At 56.0% G+C, this 17704-nt stretch carries 27 protein-coding genes; 1 reads left to right on the top strand and 26 read right to left on the bottom strand.

Going from position 1 to position 17704, the window contains the following annotated elements:
- Positions 1-4: 4 nt before the first annotated feature.
- The gene (locus tag CLM72_RS25150; protein WP_014720149.1) at positions 5-1399 is read right to left on the bottom strand and encodes an MFS transporter; all 1395 of its coding nucleotides are present in this window, start codon (positions 1397-1399) and stop codon (positions 5-7) included.
- Positions 1400-1577: 178 nt separating this feature from the next.
- Here CLM72_RS25150 and uvrA point away from each other — a divergent pair, with 178 nt between their 5' ends.
- The gene (gene uvrA / locus CLM72_RS25155) at positions 1578-4412 is read left to right on the top strand and encodes an excinuclease ABC subunit UvrA (RefSeq protein ID WP_056785288.1); all 2835 of its coding nucleotides are present in this window, start codon (positions 1578-1580) and stop codon (positions 4410-4412) included.
- A 67-nt stretch (positions 4413-4479) separates the two neighbouring features.
- Here the strand turns inward: uvrA and bfr are convergent, their stop codons facing one another.
- From bfr to rpsS, 25 genes are all read right to left on the bottom strand, one after another.
- Entirely contained in the window at positions 4480-4944 is a 465-nt protein-coding gene (bfr, locus tag CLM72_RS25160) for a bacterioferritin (protein ID WP_003176400.1), read from the bottom strand.
- A gap of 155 nt (positions 4945-5099) precedes the next feature.
- Positions 5100-6548: a catalase gene (locus CLM72_RS25165; RefSeq protein ID WP_044269390.1), complete on the bottom strand. Its 1449-nt coding sequence runs from the start codon at positions 6546-6548 to the stop codon at positions 5100-5102.
- Between the two features lie 237 nt (positions 6549-6785).
- Positions 6786-7172, bottom strand: a complete 387-nt coding sequence (gene rplQ, locus CLM72_RS25170) for a 50S ribosomal protein L17 (RefSeq protein WP_003176402.1) — start codon at positions 7170-7172, stop codon at positions 6786-6788.
- Between the two features lie 41 nt (positions 7173-7213).
- Complete coding sequence (gene rpoA, locus CLM72_RS25175; RefSeq protein WP_003176403.1) at positions 7214-8215, bottom strand: DNA-directed RNA polymerase subunit alpha; 1002 nt, start codon at positions 8213-8215, stop codon at positions 7214-7216.
- A gap of 22 nt (positions 8216-8237) precedes the next feature.
- Positions 8238-8858, bottom strand: a complete 621-nt coding sequence (rpsD, locus tag CLM72_RS25180; protein WP_003176404.1) for a 30S ribosomal protein S4 — start codon at positions 8856-8858, stop codon at positions 8238-8240.
- Between the two features lie 18 nt (positions 8859-8876).
- Positions 8877-9266: a 30S ribosomal protein S11 gene (rpsK, locus tag CLM72_RS25185; protein WP_002555466.1), complete on the bottom strand. Its 390-nt coding sequence runs from the start codon at positions 9264-9266 to the stop codon at positions 8877-8879.
- Positions 9267-9296: 30 nt separating this feature from the next.
- Positions 9297-9653: a 30S ribosomal protein S13 gene (gene rpsM / locus CLM72_RS25190; protein ID WP_003194635.1), complete on the bottom strand. Its 357-nt coding sequence runs from the start codon at positions 9651-9653 to the stop codon at positions 9297-9299.
- 129 nt (positions 9654-9782) lie between these two features.
- The gene (rpmJ, locus tag CLM72_RS25195; RefSeq protein ID WP_002555468.1) at positions 9783-9899 is read right to left on the bottom strand and encodes a 50S ribosomal protein L36; all 117 of its coding nucleotides are present in this window, start codon (positions 9897-9899) and stop codon (positions 9783-9785) included.
- A gap of 28 nt (positions 9900-9927) precedes the next feature.
- Complete coding sequence (gene secY, locus CLM72_RS25200; RefSeq protein WP_003194637.1) at positions 9928-11256, bottom strand: preprotein translocase subunit SecY; 1329 nt, start codon at positions 11254-11256, stop codon at positions 9928-9930.
- Positions 11257-11694, bottom strand: coding sequence for a 50S ribosomal protein L15 (rplO, locus tag CLM72_RS25205; RefSeq protein WP_003176407.1), 438 nt, complete (start codon positions 11692-11694; stop codon positions 11257-11259).
- A gap of 3 nt (positions 11695-11697) precedes the next feature.
- Complete coding sequence (gene rpmD / locus CLM72_RS25210) at positions 11698-11874, bottom strand: 50S ribosomal protein L30 (protein ID WP_003176408.1); 177 nt, start codon at positions 11872-11874, stop codon at positions 11698-11700.
- 2 nt (positions 11875-11876) lie between these two features.
- Positions 11877-12377 carry a 30S ribosomal protein S5 gene (rpsE, locus tag CLM72_RS25215; protein ID WP_003176409.1) on the bottom strand — a complete coding sequence of 167 codons (501 nt, stop codon included), beginning with the start codon at positions 12375-12377 and terminating at the stop codon, positions 11877-11879.
- A 3-nt stretch (positions 12378-12380) separates the two neighbouring features.
- On the bottom strand, positions 12381-12731 hold the full coding sequence (gene rplR / locus CLM72_RS25220) for a 50S ribosomal protein L18 (RefSeq protein WP_003186037.1): 351 nt from the start codon (positions 12729-12731) through the stop codon (positions 12381-12383).
- A 10-nt stretch (positions 12732-12741) separates the two neighbouring features.
- The gene (gene rplF / locus CLM72_RS25225; protein ID WP_003194640.1) at positions 12742-13275 is read right to left on the bottom strand and encodes a 50S ribosomal protein L6; all 534 of its coding nucleotides are present in this window, start codon (positions 13273-13275) and stop codon (positions 12742-12744) included.
- A 12-nt stretch (positions 13276-13287) separates the two neighbouring features.
- The gene (rpsH, locus tag CLM72_RS25230; RefSeq protein ID WP_003176413.1) at positions 13288-13680 is read right to left on the bottom strand and encodes a 30S ribosomal protein S8; all 393 of its coding nucleotides are present in this window, start codon (positions 13678-13680) and stop codon (positions 13288-13290) included.
- A gap of 208 nt (positions 13681-13888) precedes the next feature.
- On the bottom strand, positions 13889-14194 hold the full coding sequence (gene rpsN / locus CLM72_RS25235; RefSeq protein ID WP_003176414.1) for a 30S ribosomal protein S14: 306 nt from the start codon (positions 14192-14194) through the stop codon (positions 13889-13891).
- 13 nt (positions 14195-14207) lie between these two features.
- Positions 14208-14747, bottom strand: coding sequence for a 50S ribosomal protein L5 (gene rplE, locus CLM72_RS25240; RefSeq protein ID WP_003194642.1), 540 nt, complete (start codon positions 14745-14747; stop codon positions 14208-14210).
- 22 nt (positions 14748-14769) lie between these two features.
- Positions 14770-15084 (bottom strand): 50S ribosomal protein L24, encoded by a 315-nt coding sequence (gene rplX, locus CLM72_RS25245; protein ID WP_003176416.1) that lies wholly within the window; start codon positions 15082-15084, stop codon positions 14770-14772.
- 11 nt (positions 15085-15095) lie between these two features.
- A complete protein-coding gene (gene rplN, locus CLM72_RS25250; RefSeq protein WP_002555479.1) occupies positions 15096-15464 on the bottom strand; it encodes a 50S ribosomal protein L14 in 369 nt (122 codons plus the stop codon).
- Positions 15465-15487: 23 nt separating this feature from the next.
- On the bottom strand, positions 15488-15754 hold the full coding sequence (gene rpsQ, locus CLM72_RS25255) for a 30S ribosomal protein S17 (protein WP_003194644.1): 267 nt from the start codon (positions 15752-15754) through the stop codon (positions 15488-15490).
- Positions 15755-15756: 2 nt separating this feature from the next.
- The gene (gene rpmC / locus CLM72_RS25260) at positions 15757-15948 is read right to left on the bottom strand and encodes a 50S ribosomal protein L29 (protein ID WP_002555481.1); all 192 of its coding nucleotides are present in this window, start codon (positions 15946-15948) and stop codon (positions 15757-15759) included.
- The gene (gene rplP, locus CLM72_RS25265) at positions 15948-16361 is read right to left on the bottom strand and encodes a 50S ribosomal protein L16 (RefSeq protein ID WP_003176421.1); all 414 of its coding nucleotides are present in this window, start codon (positions 16359-16361) and stop codon (positions 15948-15950) included. Before rplP ends, rpmC begins: the two co-directional genes overlap by 1 nt.
- Before the next feature lie 12 nt (positions 16362-16373).
- On the bottom strand, positions 16374-17060 hold the full coding sequence (rpsC, locus tag CLM72_RS25270) for a 30S ribosomal protein S3 (protein ID WP_003176422.1): 687 nt from the start codon (positions 17058-17060) through the stop codon (positions 16374-16376).
- Positions 17061-17073: 13 nt separating this feature from the next.
- A complete protein-coding gene (rplV, locus tag CLM72_RS25275; protein WP_003103908.1) occupies positions 17074-17406 on the bottom strand; it encodes a 50S ribosomal protein L22 in 333 nt (110 codons plus the stop codon).
- Between the two features lie 11 nt (positions 17407-17417).
- Positions 17418-17693 carry a 30S ribosomal protein S19 gene (gene rpsS, locus CLM72_RS25280; protein ID WP_002555486.1) on the bottom strand — a complete coding sequence of 92 codons (276 nt, stop codon included), beginning with the start codon at positions 17691-17693 and terminating at the stop codon, positions 17418-17420.
- Positions 17694-17704: the final 11 nt, after the last annotated feature.

Genomic DNA, 17704 nt, shown 5'->3' on the forward strand with positions numbered 1-17704 from the left:
TCTCCTAGGCTGGGCGCGCTGTCGGCACTGGGTTGACCAGTTGCTCGAGCGTCGCGCGATCCAATAATTCGGTGTCCAATTTGATGTAAATGGCCGCCTCTTCAGCGACCACGACTGCATCCGTTACCCCTACGACAGCCTTCAGGCGCTCTACCAGGCCGGCTTCGCGGATTGCCTCGGGCGATAGCGGCAAACGCAGACTGGTGACGTAGGGAGGTTCGCGCATGGTAACAGCAAAGACCAGCCAAAGTGCAGCCAGCCCGGCGCATCCGAGGAACACAACCGACAAACCGCCATGCTGGAACATCCAGCCGCCCATGATGCCGCCCAACGCGGAACCCAGGAACTGGCTGGTGGAATACACCCCCATGGCCGTGCCCTTGCCGCCTGCCGGTGAAACTTTACTGATCAGTGACGGCAACGACGCTTCGAGCAGGTTGAAGGCGGTGAAAAACACCACCGTACCGATCACCAGCGCTCGCAGGCTATCGCCGAACTGCCAGAAGAATAGTTCAGTGAGCATCAATGTCGCGACGGCGCCGAGTAAAACTCGTTTCATTTTGCGTTTCTTCTCGCCATAGATGATGAACGGGATCATGGCGAAGAACGAAATCAACAGCGCAGTGAGGTAGACCCACCAGTGCTGCTCCTTGGGCAGGCCAGCTTTTTCCACCAGGGCCAGGGGTAAGGCGACGAAGCTGCACATCAGCATGGCGTGTAATACGAAGATACCTAAATCCAGGCGCAGCAGGTCCGGGTGTTTGAGCGTCGGAAGCAACGCCTTGCGTGCGACGCCCGATTCACGATGCTGCAGGGTACCTGTGGAGCGCGGCACCATAAAGGCAACGATCAGGATGCCAAACAACGCCATGCCGCCTGTGGCCAGGAACAGCCCATGCAAGCCGAACGCGCGCGTGAGCAAGGGCCCGACCACCATGGCCACGGCAAACGACAGGCCGATGGTCATGCCGATCATCGCCATGGCCTTGGTGCGGTGTTGTTCGCGGGTCAGGTCCGACAGCAGCGCCATCACGGCGGCGGAAATCGCACCGGCGCCCTGCAGGATGCGGCCGGCGATCACGCCCCAGATCGAATCGGATTGGGCCGCTAGCACACTGCCAAGGGCGAATACGATCAGCCCGAGATAGATCACCGGGCGACGGCCAATGCGGTCGGAAATAATCCCGAACGGGATCTGGAAAATCGCCTGGGTCAGGCCATAGGCACCAATCGCCAGGCCGATCAAGGCGGGGGTCGCACCTGCGAGATCCATCCCATAGGTGGCCAGCACTGGCAACACCATAAACATGCCCAGCATACGGAAGGCGAACACCAGGGCCAGACCGCTTGCCGCTCGGGTCTCGCCGCTACTCATGCGTTCGCTGTGGGGATCGTGCATGGAAAAACCTCGTGTGAACCGGCGGCGATTCTACCAGTCCCATCGATTGAGAGGGTATATGCGGCGCTTTGCCGCGCAGCTTTCATGTAAGGCTGCAGGCGGCGTTTTGACAGTGTATATTCATCCAGTCTTTAGCCGTATACTCCGGCATCATTTACGCCCGCCGTGCGAGGCCATCTTGGACAAGATCCTGATTCGTGGGGCTAGAACCCACAACCTGAAGAACATCGACCTGACCCTGCCCCGGGACAAACTGATCGTCATCACCGGCTTGTCCGGCTCCGGCAAATCGTCCCTGGCGTTCGACACGCTGTATGCCGAAGGTCAGCGTCGCTATGTGGAATCGCTGTCGGCCTACGCCAGGCAGTTCCTGTCGATGATGGAAAAGCCCGATGTCGACACCATTGAAGGCCTGTCGCCGGCTATTTCCATCGAGCAGAAATCCACGTCCCACAACCCGCGCTCCACCGTGGGTACCATTACCGAGATCTACGACTACCTGCGCCTGCTGTATGCGCGCGTGGGCATTCCGCGCTGCCCGGACCACGATATCCCCCTGGAAGCCCAGACCGTCAGCCAGATGGTCGACCTGGTGCTGGCCCAGCCCGAAGGCGCCAAGCTGATGCTGCTGGCGCCTGTCATTCGCGAGCGCAAGGGCGAACACCTGTCGGTCTTCGAAGAGCTGCGTGCCCAGGGTTTTGTACGTGCGCGCATCAACGGCAAGCTCTATGAGCTGGACGAAGCGCCGAAGCTGGACAAGCAGAAAAAGCACTCCATTGATGTGGTGGTCGACCGATTCAAGGTGCGCGCCGACTTGCAGCAGCGTTTGGCGGAATCGTTCGAAACCGCGCTGAAGCTGGCCGATGGCATTGCTCTGGTAGCGCCGATGGATGACGAGCCGGGCGAAGAGATCATCTTCTCCGCACGCTTCGCCTGCCCGATCTGTGGCCATGCCATCAGCGAGCTGGAACCCAAACTGTTTTCCTTCAACAACCCGGCCGGCGCCTGCCCGACTTGCGACGGCCTGGGTGTGAAGCAGTTTTTTGACATCAAGCGCCTGGTCAATGGCGAGCTGACCTTGGCCGAGGGTGCGATACGCGGATGGGACAGACGTAACGTCTACTACTTCCAGATGCTTGGGTCGTTGGCCTCCCACTACAAGTTCAGCCTGGAAGTACCGTTCAACCAACTCCCGGCAGACCAGCAGAAGGTCATTCTGCATGGCAGTGGTTCGCAGAATGTCGACTTCAAATACCTGAACGATCGCGGCGATATCGTCAAGCGCTCGCACCCGTTCGAAGGCATCGTGCCGAACCTGGAACGCCGTTACCGCGAAACCGAATCGGCGAGCGTGCGCGAGGAGCTGGCGAAGTTCCTCAGCACACAGCCATGCCCGGATTGCCGTGGCACGCGCCTGCGCCGTGAAGCCCGGCATGTATGGGTGGGCGAGAAGACCCTGCCGGCAGTAACCAACCTGCCGATCGGCGATGCCTGTGAATACTTTGGCGTGCTGAAGCTGACCGGTCGTCGTGGAGAGATTGCCGACAAGATCCTCAAGGAGATTCGCGAGCGATTGCAGTTCCTGGTCAACGTGGGCCTGGACTATCTGTCGCTGGACCGCAGTGCCGATACCCTGTCTGGCGGTGAGGCACAGCGCATTCGCCTGGCCAGCCAGATCGGCGCCGGCCTCGTGGGCGTGCTGTATATCCTCGACGAGCCGTCGATTGGCTTGCACCAACGGGATAACGACCGCCTGCTGGGCACGCTGAAACACCTTCGCGATATCGGCAATACCGTGATCGTGGTCGAGCATGATGAAGACGCTATCCGCCTGGCGGACTACGTGGTCGATATCGGCCCCGGCGCGGGCGTGCATGGCGGCCATATCGTTGCTGAAGGCACGCCTGCCGAGGTGATGGCACATCCTGACTCACTGACCGGCAAATACTTGTCCGGCCGTGTGAAGATTGAAGTACCCGCCAAGCGAACGCCGCGTAACAAGAAGATGGCGCTGCATCTCAAGGGCGCGCGCGGGAACAACCTGCGCAATGTCGACCTGGAGATTCCGCTGGGCCTGCTGACCTGCGTGACCGGTGTTTCCGGTTCGGGCAAGTCGACGCTGATCAACAACACCCTGTTCCCACTGAGTGCCACCGCCCTGAATGGCGCGACCACCCTGGAAGCGGCGGCTCACGACAGCATCAAGGGCCTGGAGCATCTGGACAAGGTGGTCGACATCGACCAGAGCCCGATTGGGCGTACGCCTCGCTCCAACCCAGCCACCTACACCGGGCTGTTTACCCCTATCCGTGAGTTGTTCGCTGGCGTGCCAGAGTCGCGCTCACGGGGTTATGGGCCGGGCCGCTTCTCGTTCAACGTCAAGGGTGGCCGCTGTGAAGCGTGCCAGGGCGATGGCCTGATCAAGGTGGAAATGCACTTCCTGCCGGACATCTACGTGCCGTGCGATGTGTGCAAGAGCAAGCGCTACAACCGCGAGACCCTGGAGATCAAGTACAAGGGCAAGAGCATCCATGAAACCCTGGAGATGACGATCGAGGAAGCTCGCGAGTTCTTCGACGCAGTGCCGGCGCTGGCGCGCAAGCTGCAGACGCTGATGGATGTGGGCCTGTCGTACATCAAGCTGGGGCAGTCAGCGACCACGCTGTCGGGTGGCGAGGCGCAGCGGGTCAAGCTATCTCGCGAGCTGTCCAAGCGTGATACCGGCAAAACCTTGTACATCCTCGATGAGCCGACCACTGGCCTGCACTTCGCGGATATCCAGCAGTTGCTGGACGTACTGCACCGCTTGCGGGACCACGGCAATACCGTGGTGGTGATCGAGCACAACCTTGATGTGATCAAGACTGCCGACTGGCTGGTAGACCTGGGGCCAGAAGGTGGTTCTAAGGGTGGCCAGATCATCGCAGTGGGCACTCCGGAGCAGGTTTCCGAAATGCCTCAATCGCACACCGGTTACTACTTGAAACCGTTGCTGGAACGCGACAGGGCCTGATTTTTTCATCGCCCAATAAAAAGCCCCTGCCACTTTGCGGTGACAGGGGCTTTTTTGTAACCGGGAATCAGAACTGCGATTGCAGGTAATTCTCCAGGCCGATCAACTTGATCAGGCCCAACTGCTTTTCCAGCCAGTAGGTGTGATCTTCTTCGGTGTCATTCAACTGCACCCGCAATATTTCGCGGGTGACATAGTCGTTGTGCTGTTCGCAAAGCTCAATGCCCTTGCAGAGTGCGGCACGGACCTTGTACTCAAGGCGAAGATCGGCAGCGAGCATATCAGGCACTGTGGTACCCACGTCCAGATCATCAGGACGCATACGCGGCGTGCCTTCGAGCATCAGAATGCGGCGCATCAGGGCGTCAGCGTGCTGTGCCTCTTCTTCCATTTCGTGGTTGATACGCTCATAGAGCTCGGTAAAGCCCCAGTCTTCGTACATACGCGAATGGATGAAATATTGGTCACGAGCTGCCAGTTCGCCCGTCAGCAACGTGTTGAGGTAATCGATTACGTCGGGGTGACCTTGCATCGCCCTACATCTCCCTGCTTGAAAGACTGTAGTTTGAACCATGCTGACTTGAAGGTCACGGGACAAACGGCAGAAAAGTGAAGATTTCCGGAGAAAAGTAGCTGAAATAACGCAAAAACCGCCCAAATGAGGGCGGTTCTGCTTATCGTTTAGAGTCAGTTAAGCGATACACCCAGTGCCTTTGCAATTGCTTCTCCATAAGCCGGGTCAGCCTTATAGAAGTGCTGCAGTTGACGCTGGACCACATCGCTGGAAACCCCAGCCATTGCGCCCGCGATGTTATTGGTGAGCAACGCTTTCTGCTCATCATTCATCAGACGGAACAACGCACCGGCGTGGCTGTAGTAGTCCGTATCTTCGCGGTGATCGTAACGATCGGCAGCGCCGCTCAGGGCCAGTGCTGGCTCTGCATATTGCGGGGCTTGTTTCGGTGCGTCGGCATAGCTGTTTGGCTCGTAGTTCGGAGCCGCCCCACCGTTGCTGCCGAAAGCCATGGAACCGTCACGCTGGTAGCTGTTAACCGGGCTACGTGGCGCGTTCACCGGCAGTTGCTGGTGGTTGGTACCCACACGATAGCGGTGAGCATCGGCGTAGGCGAACACCCGACCTTGGAGCATACGGTCTGGGGACAGGCCAACGCCTGGGACCATGTTGCTTGGGCCAAATGCAGCCTGCTCAACTTCCGCGAAGTAGTTCTGCGGATTACGGTTGAGCTCCAGCTCACCCACTTCAATCAACGGGAACTCTTTTTGCGACCAGGTCTTGGTCACATCAAACGGGTTTTCGTAATGGGCATTCGCCTGCGCCTCGGTCATGATCTGGATGCACACGCGCCACTTGGGGAAGTCACCGCGCTCGATTGCACCAAACAGATCGCGTTGGGCGTAGTCAGGATCGGTACCCGCCAAGCGGGCAGCCTCGGCCGGAGCCAGGTTCTTGATGCCTTGCTTGGTCTTGTAGTGCCACTTCACCCAATGACGCTCGCCCTGGGCATTGATCAGACTGTAAGTGTGGCTGCCGAAACCGTGCATGTGACGGTAGCCGTCTGGAATCCCGCGGTCCGAAAACAGGATGGTGACCTGGTGCAATGCCTCAGGGGAGTGCGACCAAAAATCCCACATCATCTGCGCGCTTTTCAGGTTGCTTTGGGGCAAACGCTTCTGGGTGTGGATAAAATCCGGGAACTTCAGCGGATCACGGATAAAAAACACAGGGGTGTTGTTACCGACGATGTCCCAGTTGCCTTCCTCGGTGTAGAACTTCAAGGCGAAGCCACGTGGATCGCGCTCAGTGTCGGCCGAACCGCGCTCCCCACCTACCGTGGAGAAACGCAGGAACGTAGGCGTCTGCTTGCCAACAGACTCGAACAATTTGGCGCTGGTGTATTGGGTAATGTCTTTTGTCACCGTGAAGGTACCGAAGGCACCCGAACCTTTGGCGTGCACGCGACGCTCAGGGATGTTTTCACGGTTGAAGTGAGCGAGCTTCTCGATCAGGTGAAAATCGTCGAGCAGCAAGGGGCCACGAGGGCCGGCGGAACGTGAGTTCTGATTGTCCGCAACGGGCGCGCCGCTGGCGGTGGTAAGGACTTTATTCTGGCTCATGCGCATCTTCCTCAGGTCGGGCTTGAAACTGCCGGCTAATCGGCTTGGAGGGAGTATTGACCATTCACATGACACCTACAAATTCATTAAATTGTAGGCTTCAATAGAAAATAACTACCAACATGCCCGATGCTCATAGTGAAGCGTGTCGCCTGAAGATTCTTGTACGCAACGCGCTTTTGTTACGCGCACAAAAAACCGGGCACTAGGCCCGGTTCTTCGTTGCAGCTTGTCGTATTACTCGGCGCTTACAGCTTCGCCAGCAGTAGCACGATCAACCAACTCGACGTACGCCATAGGCGCGTTGTCGCCAGCGCGGAAACCGCACTTGAGGATGCGCAGGTAGCCGCCCTCACGGGTAGCGTAACGCTTGCCCAGGTCGTTGAAGAGCTTACCAACGATAGCTTTCGAACGAGTACGGTCGAAAGCCAGACGGCGGTTAGCCAGGCTGTCTGTCTTGGCCAAAGTGATCAGCGGCTCAGCAACGCGACGCAGTTCTTTAGCTTTCGGCAGTGTAGTTTTGATCAGCTCGTGCTCGAACAGCGACACCGCCATGTTTTGGAACATGGCCTTGCGGTGCGAGCTGGTACGGCTCAGGTGACGACCACTTTTACGATGACGCATGGTTCATTCCTTACCAAACTCACGTTCGGTGATTACGACGATCAGGCAGTCGCCTTGTCGTCCTTCTTAAGACTTGCAGGCGGCCAGTTGTCGAGGCGCATGCCGAGGGACAGACCGCGGGAGGCCAGAACGTCCTTGATTTCAGTCAAGGATTTCTTGCCCAGGTTCGGAGTCTTCAACAGTTCTACTTCGGTGCGCTGGATCAGGTCACCGATGTAGTAAATGTTTTCCGCCTTAAGGCAGTTAGCCGAACGTACAGTCAGTTCCAGATCGTCAACCGGGCGAAGCAGGATCGGATCGATCTCGTCTTCCTGCTCGATTACCACTGGTTCGCTGTCACCTTTGAGGTCGACGAACGCAGCCAACTGCTGTTGCAGAATGGTTGCAGCGCGGCGGATAGCCTCTTCAGGATCCAGGGTACCGTTGGTTTCCAGATCAATAACCAGCTTGTCCAGGTTAGTACGCTGCTCGACACGGGCGTTTTCCACCACGTATGCGATACGGCGAACCGGGCTGAACGAAGAGTCAAGCTGCAAGCGACCAATGCTGCGGCTTTCGTCTTCATCGCTCTGACGCGAGTCGGCCGGTTCATAACCACGACCACGAGCTACAGTGAGCTTCATGTTCAGGGCGCCGTTAGACGCCAGGTTAGCGATTACGTGATCGGGGTTAACGATCTCGACATCATGATCCAGCTGAATATCGGCAGCGGTAACCACCCCCGAACCCTTCTTCGACAAGGTCAGCGTAACTTCGTCACGGCCGTGCAGCTTGATAGCCAGACCTTTAAGGTTCAACAGGATTTCAATTACGTCTTCCTGTACACCTTCGATGGCGCTGTACTCGTGGAGCACACCGTCAATCTCGGCCTCGACTACTGCACAGCCGGGCATTGAGGACAACAGGATGCGGCGCAGCGCGTTGCCCAGGGTGTGGCCAAAACCACGCTCGAGAGGCTCGAGAGTAATTTTGGCGCGGGTTGGACTGACAACCTGCACATCAATGTGGCGGGGTGTCAGGAACTCATTTACCGAAATCTGCATGGATGCACCTATTTTCTAGCCCTTACTTGGAGTAGAGCTCGACAATCAGGCTTTCGTTGATGTCGGCGGACAGATCACTGCGAGCAGGAACGTTCTTGAAAACGCCCGACTTCTTCTCAGTGTCTACTTCTACCCATTCTACGCGGCCACGTTGGGCACACAGATCGAGAGCTTGGACAATGCGAAGTTGGTTTTTTGCTTTCTCGCGAACTGCGACCACGTCACCAGCACGAACCTGGTAGGACGGAACGTTTACGGTCTGACCGTTAACGCTGATCGACTTGTGCGATACCAGCTGACGGGATTCGGCACGAGTCGAACCAAAGCCCATACGGTATACAACGTTGTCCAGACGGCATTCGAGCAGTTGCAGCAGGTTTTCACCGGTTGCACCTTTCTTGCCAGCAGCTTCTTTGTAGTAGCCGCTGAACTGACGCTCGAGAACGCCGTAGATACGACGGACCTTCTGCTTTTCACGCAGTTGGGTGCCGTAGTCGGACTGGCGACCGCGGCGTTGGCCGTGGATACCAGGTGCTGCTTCAATGTTGCACTTCGATTCGATCGCGCGCACGCCGCTCTTCAGGAAGAGATCGGTGCCTTCGCGACGAGCGAGTTTGCATTTTGGACCAATGTAACGAGCCATTCTTTACAATCTCCTGGATTACACGCGGCGCTTCTTCGGCGGACGGCACCCGTTGTGCGGGATTGGCGTCACGTCGGTGATGCTGGCGATCTTATAGCCACAGCCGTTCAAAGCACGGACAGCAGACTCACGACCTGGACCTGGACCTTTGACGTTAACGTCGAGGTTTTTCAGGCCATATTCCAGCGCAGCTTGACCAGCACGTTCAGCAGCTACTTGAGCAGCAAACGGGGTGGACTTGCGGGAACCGCGGAAACCCGAACCACCGGAGGTAGCCCAAGAAAGCGCGTTACCTTGACGGTCGGTGATGGTCACGATGGTGTTGTTAAAAGATGCATGGATGTGGGCGATGCCATCAACCACTGTCTTTTTAACTTTTTTACGAGGACGAGCAGCAGGTTTTGCCATGATAATTTTCCTGTCGATTCGCTGGGGCGATTACTTGCGGATCGGCTTACGCGGACCTTTACGGGTACGCGCGTTAGTCTTGGTACGCTGACCGCGTACTGGAAGACCACGACGATGACGCAGACCGCGATAGCAACCGAGGTCCATCAAACGCTTGATTTTCATGTTGATTTCGCGACGCAGGTCACCTTCAGTGGTGAACTTCGCCACTTCGCCACGCAGCTGTTCAATCTGCTCGTCGCTCAGATCCTTGATCTTAGCGGCTGGGTTTACCCCAGCAACCGCGCAAATTTTCTGCGCAGTAGTGCGACCAACACCATAGATGTAGGTCAGCGAGATAACAGTGTGCTTGTTATCTGGAATGTTAACGCCTGCAATACGGGCCATTCAGTGGGACTCCAATTGACAGCTACCTACGCCCCGGAAGCCAAGAAATAGGGCGCGAGATAATATCGCTGTAATAACAAATAATCAACCCGGCAGCGCACTAGCTGCCGGGCTTCAAGCGGATCACACTCAGCCTTGGCGCTGTTTGTGACGCGGTTCCGCGCTGCAAATTACTCGAACAACACCTTCGCGGCGAATAATCTTGCAGTTACGGCACAGCTTTTTCACCGATGCACGAACTTTCATCACCAACTCCTCGAACCTTATGGGGTACTCAGCGCAACATGCCGCTGCCGTAGCCCTTCAGGTTGGCTTTCTTCATCAGGGATTCGTACTGGTGCGAAACGAGGTGCGATTGTACTTGGGACATGAAGTCCATCACAACCACGACCACGATCAGCAACGAGGTCCCGCCAAGGTAGAACGGAACGTTTGCTGCAACCACCAGGAACTGGGGCAACAAGCATACGGCCGTCATATATAGAGCACCGAACAGGGTCAAACGGGTCAGAACGCCATCAATGTAGCGTGCCGACTGCTCACCTGGACGGATGCCCGGAATAAAGGCACCGGACTTCTTCAGGTTTTCCGCTACGTCTTTCGGATTGAACATCAACGCCGTATAGAAGAAGCAGAAGAAAATAATCCCTGCACTAAACAGCAGAATATTCAACGGCTGACCAGGAGCGATCGACTGAGAGAGGTCCTGCAGCCAGCCCATATTTTCAGACTGACCAAACCAGGTACCCAACGAAGCCGGAAACAGCAAGATGCTGCTCGCGAAAATTGCCGGAATAACACCGGCCATATTCACTTTCAGCGGCAAGTGGCTGGTCTGCGCAGCAAAGACCTTACGGCCCTGCTGACGCTTGGCGTAGTGAACAGCAATACGACGCTGGCCACGCTCAATGAACACCACAAAACCGATAATCGCTACTGCCAGCAAACCGATGGCAACCAAGGCGAAGATATTGATATCACCCTGACGCGCAGACTCGAAAGACTGCCCGATTGCTCTCGGAAGACCGGCGACGATACCTGCGAAAATCAACATCGAGATACCGTTGCCAACACCACGCTCAGTAATCTGCTCACCCAGCCACATCATGAACATCGCACCAGCCACAAACGTGGATACCGCGACGAAATGGAAGCCAAAGTCACCAGTGAACGCAACGCCCTGCCCTGCCAGGCCAACGGACATGCCGATAGCTTGAACCAGGGCGAGGACGACAGTGCCGTAGCGGGTGTACTGGCTAATCTTGCGACGGCCAGCTTCACCTTCCTTCTTCAACTGCTCCAGCTGCGGGCTGACGGCTGTCATCAGTTGCATGATGATCGATGCCGAGATATACGGCATGATCCCCAGTGCAAAGATGCTCATCCGCTCCAGCGCGCCGCCGGAAAACATGTTGAACAAGCTAAGAATGGTCCCCTCATTCTGTCGAAACAGGTCTGCGAGTCGGTCCGGGTTGATACCTGGAACCGGGATGTGTGCGCCTATTCGGTAGACGATAATCGCCAGGAACAGAAAACGCAGACGAGCCCAAAGTTCAGACATACCGCCTTTGCCGAGCGCTGAGAGAGCACCTTGCTTAGCCATTTATTCCTCGAACTTGCCGCCAGCTGCTTCGATAGCCGAACGCGCACCTTTGGTGGCGCCGATTCCCTTGCCGATAGTGACAGCGCGAGTCACTTCACCGGACAGCATGATTTTCACACGCTGTACGTTGACGTTGATCACGTTGGCATCTTTCAGGGTCTGCACAGTAACGATGTCGCCTTCCACTTTAGCCAGCTCGGACAGACGCACTTCTGCGCGATCCATGGCTTTCAGGGACACGAAACCGAACTTAGGCAGGCGACGATGCAGCGGCTGTTGACCGCCTTCAAAGCCTGGAGCAATGGTGCCACCGGAGCGGGAGGTTTGACCCTTGTGGCCACGGCCACCGGTCTTACCCAAACCACTACCGATACCACGGCCCGGACGATGCTTTTCGCGACGGGAACCCGGCGCTGGACTCAGATCATTGAGTTTCATCGATTAACCCTCTACACGCAGCATGTAGTAAGCCTTGTTGATCATCCCGCGATTCTCGGGAGTATCCTGGACTTCTACAGTGTGACCGATGCGACGCAGACCCAAACCTTTAACGCACAATTTGTGGTTAGGGATGCGGCCGGTCATGCTTTTGATCAGCGTTACTTTAACGGTAGCCATGATCAGAAGATCTCCTTGACAGTCAGGCCACGCTTGGCAGCGATGGACTCAGGAGATTGCATAGCCTTCAGACCCTTGAAAGTGGCGTGAACCACGTTTACCGGGTTAGTCGAGCCGTAGCACTTGGCCAGAACGTTCTGAACGCCAGCAACTTCGAGGACAGCACGCATAGCGCCGCCAGCGATGATACCGGTACCTTCAGAAGCAGGCTGCATGTACACCTTCGAAGCGCCGTGAGCGGACTTCATTGCGTACTGCAGAGTGGTGCCGTTCAGATCAACTTGGATCATGTTGCGACGAGCAGCTTCCATTGCCTTCTGGATCGCGGCAGGCACTTCACGTGACTTGCCACGGCCGAAGCCAACACGCCCTTTACCATCACCCACCACGGTCAACGCGGTGAAAGTGAAGATACGGCCGCCTTTAACGGTTTTGGCTACGCGGTTAACTTGAACCAGCTTCTCAATGTAGCCTTCGTCGCGCTTTTGGTCGTTATTTGACATAACTTAGAACTCCAGCCCAGCTTCACGAGCAGCATCAGCCAGCGCTTTCACGCGGCCATGGTACTTGAAGCCAGAGCGGTCGAAAGCCACTTGCGAGACGCCAGCGGCCTTAGCACGCGTAGCGACCAGCTGGCCAACCTTTGTGGCCGCGTCGATGTTGCCAGTGGCACCATCACGCAGTTCTTTATCCAAAGTCGAGGCGCTTGCCAGGACTTTGTTGCCGTCGGCCGAGATGACCTGGGCGTAGATGTGCTGCGACGAGCGGAACACGCAGAGACGCACGACTTCGAGTTCGTGCATTTTCAGGCGTGCTTTGCGAGCGCGACGCAGTCGAGTAACTTTTTTGTCGGTCATTTGCTATGCCCTACTTCTTCTTGGCTTCTTTACGACGGACGACTTCGTCCGCGTAGCGCACACCTTTGCCTTTGTACGGCTCTGGTGGACGGAAGTCGCGGATCTCAGCGGCCACTTGACCTACCAGCTGCTTGTCGATGCCCTTGATCAGGATATCGGTCTGGCTAGGAGTCTCAGCAGTGATGCCCGCTGGCAGTTCGTAATCCACTGGGTGCGAGAAGCCAAGGGCAAGGTTCAAAACCGTGCCTTTTGCTTGCGCTTTGTAACCAACACCGACCAGCTGGAGCTTGCGCTCGAAGCCTTGGCTTACGCCCTGGACCATGTTGTTTACCAACGCACGCGTGGTACCGGCCATTGCGCGAGTTTGTTGATCGCCATTGCGAGCAGCGAAACGCAGCTCACCAGCTTCTTCAACGATCTCAACGGACGAATGGATGTTCAGTTCAAGAGTACCCTTGGCACCCTTCACCGAAAGCTGTTGGCCTGCGAATTTGACTTCGACACCGGCTGGCAGCTTAACGGGGTTCTTAGCGACGCGAGACATGCTTATCCCCCCTTAGAACACAGTGCAAAGAACTTCGCCGCCGACACCGGCAGCGCGCGCAGCACGATCCGTCATCACACCTTTGTTGGTGGAGACGATAGACACGCCCAGACCGCCACGAACTTTCGGCAGATCTTCAGCGGACTTGTACTGACGCAGGCCTGGACGGCTAACGCGCTTCACTTCCTCGATGACCGAACGGCCTTCGAAGTACTTCAGCTCGATGGACAGCAGTGGTTTGATTTCGCTGCTGATCTGATAACCCGCAATGTAGCCTTCGTCTTTCAGGACTTTGGCAACAGCTACCTTCAACTTGGAAGATGGCATGCTTACGACGGACTTTTCAGCCATCTGGGCATTACGGATACGAGTTAGCATGTCCGCTAACGGGTCCTGCATACTCATGGGCTAGACGCTCCTAATACAAAAAAATTAGCCTTGCGGCTACATATGTCGCCGAGAATCTCCGAGCACAAAAAACACGGGCTCAGGCGAGCCGCGTATTTTAGACATACTCCAGAAATGAAACAAGCCCCAAAAGGGGCTTGATCCAGATTCAAGGTCACCGGCGGTCAGTATCTTGCGATTCCGACCACCTGGACGTTGAAAGTACTTACCAGCTGGCTTTAACCAGACCTGGTACGTCACCACGCATTGCCGCTTCACGCAGTTTGTTACGGCCGAGGCCGAACTTGCGGTAAACGCCGTGTGGACGACCGGTCAGGCGGCAGCGGTTACGCATGCGCGAAGCGCTTGCGTCACGTGGCTGCTTCTGCAGAGCAACTGTAGCTTCCCAACGCGCTTCTGGACTTGCGTTCAGATCAACGATGATTGCTTTCAGTGCTGCACGCTTCTTGGCGTACTTGGCAACCGTGAGCTGACGCTTCAGCTCGCGGTTTTTCATGCTCATCTTGGCCATGGTCCTACTCCAATCAGTTGCGGAACGGGAATTTGAACGCACGCAGCAGAGCGCGGCCTTCATCATCGTTCTTGGCAGTGGTGGTCAGGGTGATGTCCAGACCGCGGAGAGCATCGATCTTGTCGTAGTCGATTTCCGGGAAGATGATCTGCTCTTTCACGCCCATACTGTAGTTACCACGACCATCGAAGGACTTGGCATTCAGGCCGCGGAAGTCGCGGACCCGAGGCAGGGAGATCGACAGCAGACGATCCAGGAATTCGTACATACGCTCACGGCGCAGAGTCACTTTGACGCCGATCGGCCAACCTTCACGGACTTTAAAGCCAGCGATGGATTTCCGAGCGTAAGTCACAACGACTTTTTGACCGGTGATCTTTTCCAGGTCAGCAACAGCGTGCTCGATGACTTTTTTGTCGCCGATCGCTTCGCCCAGACCCATGTTCAGGGTGATTTTGGTGACGCGCGGAACTTCCATCACGTTCCCGAGCTTAAGTTCTTCCTTAAGCTTAGGGGCGATTTCCTTCCGGTAAATCTCTTGTAGTCGTGCCATGGTCTAATCTACCTAGCAGTGTTCAAGCATCAACCGCTTTTTGGGTCGACTTGAAGACACGAATTTTCTTACCGTCTTCTACTTTGAAACCAACGCGGTCAGCCTTGTTGGTTTCGCCGTTGAAGATGGCGACGTTAGAAGCATCCAGCGGAGCTTCTTTCTCGACGATACCGCCCTGCACGCCCGACATCGGGTTAGGCTTGGTATGACGCTTGACCAGGTTCAGACCACCGATAACCAGACGGTTATTAGCGAGAACCTTAAGCACCTTACCGCGCTTACCTTTGTCTTTGCCGGCGATCACGATGATCTCGTCGTCACGACGAATCTTTTGCATGTCGGATCTCCTTACAGCACTTCTGGGGCGAGCGAGACGATCTTCATGAACTTCTCAGTACGAAGTTCACGGGTCACTGGCCCAAAGATACGGGTGCCGATCGGCTCTTGCTTGTTGTTCAGAAGAACAGCAGCGTTGCCATCAAAGCGGATAATGGAGCCATCAGCACGACGTACGCCGTGACGAGTGCGGACTACAACAGCAGTCATCACTTGGCCTTTTTTCACCTTACCGCGAGGAATTGCTTCCTTCACGGTAACTTTGATGATGTCACCGATACCAGCGTAACGACGATGGGAGCCACCCAGCACCTTGATGCACATAACACGGCGAGCGCCGCTGTTATCGGCCACATCGAGCATGGATTGAGTCTGAATCATATAATTTCTCCGACCCCTAGTCCTTAGACTTCCACAGCGCGTTCGAGAACATCAACCAGTGCCCAAGACTTGGTCTTGGCCATCGGACGAGTTTCACGAATAGTGACTTTGTCGCCGATGTGGCACTGATTGGTTTCGTCGTGCGCGTGCAGCTTAGTCGAACGCTTAACATATTTACCGTAGATCGGGTGCTTAACGCGACGCTCGATCAAAACGGTGATGGTTTTGTCCATCTTGTCGCTGACAACACGGCCAGTCAGCGTACGGACAGTCTTTTCGGCTTCAGCCATGATCACTTACCTGCCTGCTGGTTGAGCACAGTCTTCACGCGAGCGATGTCACGCTTAACTTGCGAGAGCAGATGAGACTGCCCCAACTGGCCAGTTGCTTTCTGCATACGCAGATTGAACTGGTCGCGCAGCAGGCCGAGCAGTTGCTCGTTCAGCTGCTGTGCGGATTTTTCACGAAGTTCATTCGCTTTCATCACATCACCGTCCGTTTAACAAAGGAGGTGGCGAGCGGCAGCTTTGCAGCAGCCAGGGCGAAAGCCTCACGCGCCAGCTCTTCAGAAACACCCTCGATTTCATACAGGACTTTGCCTGGCTGAATCTGGGCTACCCAGTATTCCACGTTACCCTTACCTTTACCCATCCGAACCTCGAGAGGTTTTTTGGAGATCGGCTTGTCCGGGAATACACGGATCCAGATCTTGCCGCCACGTTTTACGTGACGGGTCAGAGCACGACGCGCTGACTCGATCTGACGAGCGGTGAGACGACCACGAGCTACAGACTTCAGCGCGAACTCGCCGAAGCTGACTTTGCTACCGCGCTGAGCCAGACCACGGTTGTGGCCTGTCATCTGCTTGCGGAACTTCGTACGCTTAGGTTGCAACATTTGGCGTACCCCTTACTTAGCAGCTTTTTTACGAGGCGCTGGTGCTTGTGGTTTCAGTTCTTCTTGGCGACCACCAATTACTTCGCCTTTGAAGATCCAAACCTTTACACCGATCACACCGTAAGTGGTGTGAGCTTCGTAGTTGGCATAGTCGATGTCGGCACGCAGGGTGTGCAGTGGCACACGACCTTCGCGATACCATTCAGTACGTGCGATTTCAGCACCGCCGAGACGACCGCTCACTTGGATTTTGATGCCTTTGGCACCAATGCGCATGGCGTTCTGTACGGCGCGCTTCATAGCGCGACGGAACATTACGCGACGCTCCAGCTGCTGAGCTACGCTCTGCGCAACCAGCATACCGTCGAGCTCCGGCTTGCGGATCTCTTCGATATTGATGTGCACAGGCACACCCATTTGCTTGGTCAGGTCCTGACGCAGTTTCTCAACATCTTCACCTTTCTTCCCGATAACGATACCTGGACGAGCGGTGTGGATGGTGATACGTGCAGTTTGCGCCGGACGATGGATATCGATACGGCTTACGGACGCGCTTTTTAGTTTGTCTTGGAGATACTCACGCACCTTCAGATCAGCGAACAAGTAGTCCGCATAAGTCCGACCGTCTGCGTACCAGACGGAGGTGTGCTCCTTGACGATTCCCAGGCGAATGCCAATGGGATGTACTTTCTGACCCATCTCTTCGACTCCGTTACTTGTCAGCAACCTTGACAGTGATATGGCAAGACCGCTTGACGATGCGATCAGCACGGCCTTTGGCACGTGGCATGATGCGCTTCAGCGAACGCCCTTCGTTGACGAAAACGGTGCTGACCTTCAGGTCATCAACGTCTGCGCCTTCGTTATGCTCGGCGTTGGCTACGGCCGACTCCAGCACTTTCTTCATGATCTCGGCGGCTTTCTTACTGCTGAAAGCCAACAGGTTGAGCGCTTCGCCCACCTTCTTCCCGCGGATCTGGTCGGCGACCAAGCGGGCTTTCTGGGCGGAGATTCGAGCGCCCGACAACTTAGCGGCTACTTCCATTTCCTAACCCCTTAACGCTTGGCTTTCTTGTCTGCCACGTGCCCACGATAAGTGCGGGTACCGGCAAACTCGCCCAGTTTGTGGCCGACCATGTCTTCGTTAACGAGAACTGGGACGTGTTGACGACCGTTGTGTACTGCGATGGTCAGACCGACCATTTGTGGCAGGATCATCGAACGACGCGACCAGGTCTTAACTGGTTTGCGATCGTTCTTTTCCGCCGCCACTTCGATCTTCTTCAGTAGGTGAAGATCAATAAAAGGACCTTTTTTCAGAGAACGTGGCACTGTCGTATCCC

This window comes from Pseudomonas sp. MYb193, assembly GCF_002966775.1.
Taxonomy (GTDB): Bacteria; Pseudomonadota; Gammaproteobacteria; order Pseudomonadales; family Pseudomonadaceae; genus Aquipseudomonas; species Aquipseudomonas paracarnis.